The 2,002-nt window shown below is 65.3% G+C and carries 2 protein-coding genes; both read right to left on the bottom strand.

Features of this window, described 5'->3' with window-relative positions; all coding sequences use genetic code 11:
• Positions 1–1,304: zf-HC2 domain-containing protein (locus VFX99_RS03325; RefSeq protein ID WP_329664895.1), on the bottom strand; the 1,304-nt coding region annotated here is incomplete at its 3' end.
• Positions 1,301–2,002, bottom strand: a 702-nt coding sequence (locus VFX99_RS03320; protein WP_329664894.1) for an RNA polymerase sigma factor, incomplete at its 5' end; no start/stop codon positions are given. The genes VFX99_RS03320 and VFX99_RS03325, both read right to left, overlap by 4 nt.

Below are 2,002 nucleotides of genomic sequence, written 5' to 3'. Positions count from 1 at the left end.
GACTCCGTCGTGGCGCCAGTCGTCTCATCCGTCGTCTGGAGTAGTGCCGCGGACTGCCCCAGCTCAACTGGCGCCATCGACCAGCCCATAGCATCGTCGGTGTACGCCGACTGCTGGTTCTCTTGAGACGGCCCGTCCTTCGATGACCGGTCGCGCTTCTTCCCTGACTCATCCTCGTCCGTCTCGGCGAGGGCAGCGTCGACGATGGCGGCGTCGGTCACTTCTGGTGATTCTGGGATGAGGGCGGTCAGACTAGGTTCGTCAGACCAATCTTCAGCGAGCTGTGGCACATCCGCTTGCGTCTCGGGTTCGGGAGTCGGAGTGCCATCGCTGACGGGCGTGGGCGTAATCGGCAGGAAAGCCTGTGAAGGAGGCATCGGCAGCGGCGGCGCCGGCGGTAGATAGATGTCAGTCGTCGCGCCCGCATTCTCCAGTGCGGCGATCGCCTCGTCGGGAATCGCACTCGTGGCGACCGGCTCCGCGATAGGTTCTTCAGCACGTTCTTGGCGCCCCTCTTTGGTCGTGCCGCTGTCGTCATTGGTCGTGGCGCTGTCGTCGATTGCAAGCGCCGCATCGGCCTCGCTTACCCCTTCGTCACTGGGCGCCGGTTCGGCGGCCTGAGCGAGCTCGGCGGAGGCACCAGTGTCGATGGGCTCTTCCACCATGGGCAGTGTCGGGTCTTCCGCAACTGGCTCAATAATCGGCTCGTCGATGATCGCAGGCGCGATGATTGCCTCCGTCGTAGGCTCGACTGCTGCGACGATAGCGACTCGCGTTGCCGTCGGTCGTGGGGTAGGTTGCTTGGGGGCCTCTTTCGCGGGAGCTGGTGCGACGGTGCGCAATGGAGCGCGGGTCGCGGTTGGCTCTGGCTCGGTAGTCGGGATCTCGGTCGGCAACGGGGCGACGGCGACCGCCGCGATCGTGCTTTCCGGTGCGATCCCTTGATCACCGCGACTCGGTCCATTCAGCGTGATAATGAGGGCGCCGGCCAACGCCACCACAAGCGCCAGTCCAGAGGCGACGGTCATACCGGGTGAAGACAACGCCTGCAGGCTTCGCCGCAACCAGCCCCAGGCGGGTGTGTCTGCCCGGACCGCGGCCATGACGGCGCGCGAAACGGCCAGGCTCGGCGCCAGCTGCGGCAACGCCTGCAAACCCCGGGCGAGATCGTCAGCCAGGCTGACGAAATCGCGGCAGGAATCACATACCGCCAGATGCCGCTGCAGCTCGTAGTGCTCCGCTGAGGTCAGCGGCGCATCCATGCGAGCGGAAATGAGCTCCTGGGCACGATCGTGGGAGATCATCCTTTAGCCTCCCACTCGCCGGGAGCGCCGAGCAGCTCGGTGGATCCGTAGATCTGGGCAAAGGCCTTGCGGGCCCGGAAAAGCCTCAGCTTGGCGGCATTCTCAGTGATGCCAAGGGCGTCGGCGGTCTCTGCGAGAGACAGCCCCTGGTAGTGGCGCAGCAGCAGCGCCGCAGCGTAGTGCTGTGGCAATCGGGAGAGGGTCTGCTCGATATCCTGGCGCCGGCTCACCGAACGCTCGATCGACTGGTCACTGGCATGATCGTGTCCGGGCAGGAACGGAATCCACTGCACGATCTTGCGGCGGCGCAGCTGACTGATGGCGGTGTTGGTGGCAATCCGGTAGAGCCACGGCTTGAAAGCGAGGTCAGGCCGCGTCGAGGGAAGCGCGTTGTAGGCCTTGATGAAGGTGTCTTGGGTCAGATCTTCCGCCATCGCGCGGTCACCGACCATGCGATGCAGATAGTTGAGGATAGGAGCATGGTAGTGCTCGAAGAGCCGGGCAAAGGCGACCTGATCGCCCTCGCGGGCACGCCCCACGAGATCCGAATCGTCCGCGGTCAACCCCTGACTCCCGCGGGCCTGCGGCTGGTCCGCTAGTGGCCTCGCAACGGTCCACGGTATCGAGAGTTCCATCCGGCGATCCGACGCTCCTTTCCGCACGTTCCAACGCGCCGCGCGCGGCATCCGTTTCGCCGC

The sequence above is a fragment of the Microbacterium sp. genome (genome assembly GCF_036277215.1).
In the GTDB taxonomy this organism is placed as follows: Bacteria; Actinomycetota; Actinomycetes; order Actinomycetales; family Microbacteriaceae; genus Microbacterium.
This window is presented reverse-complemented; position numbering and strand designations above follow the sequence as displayed.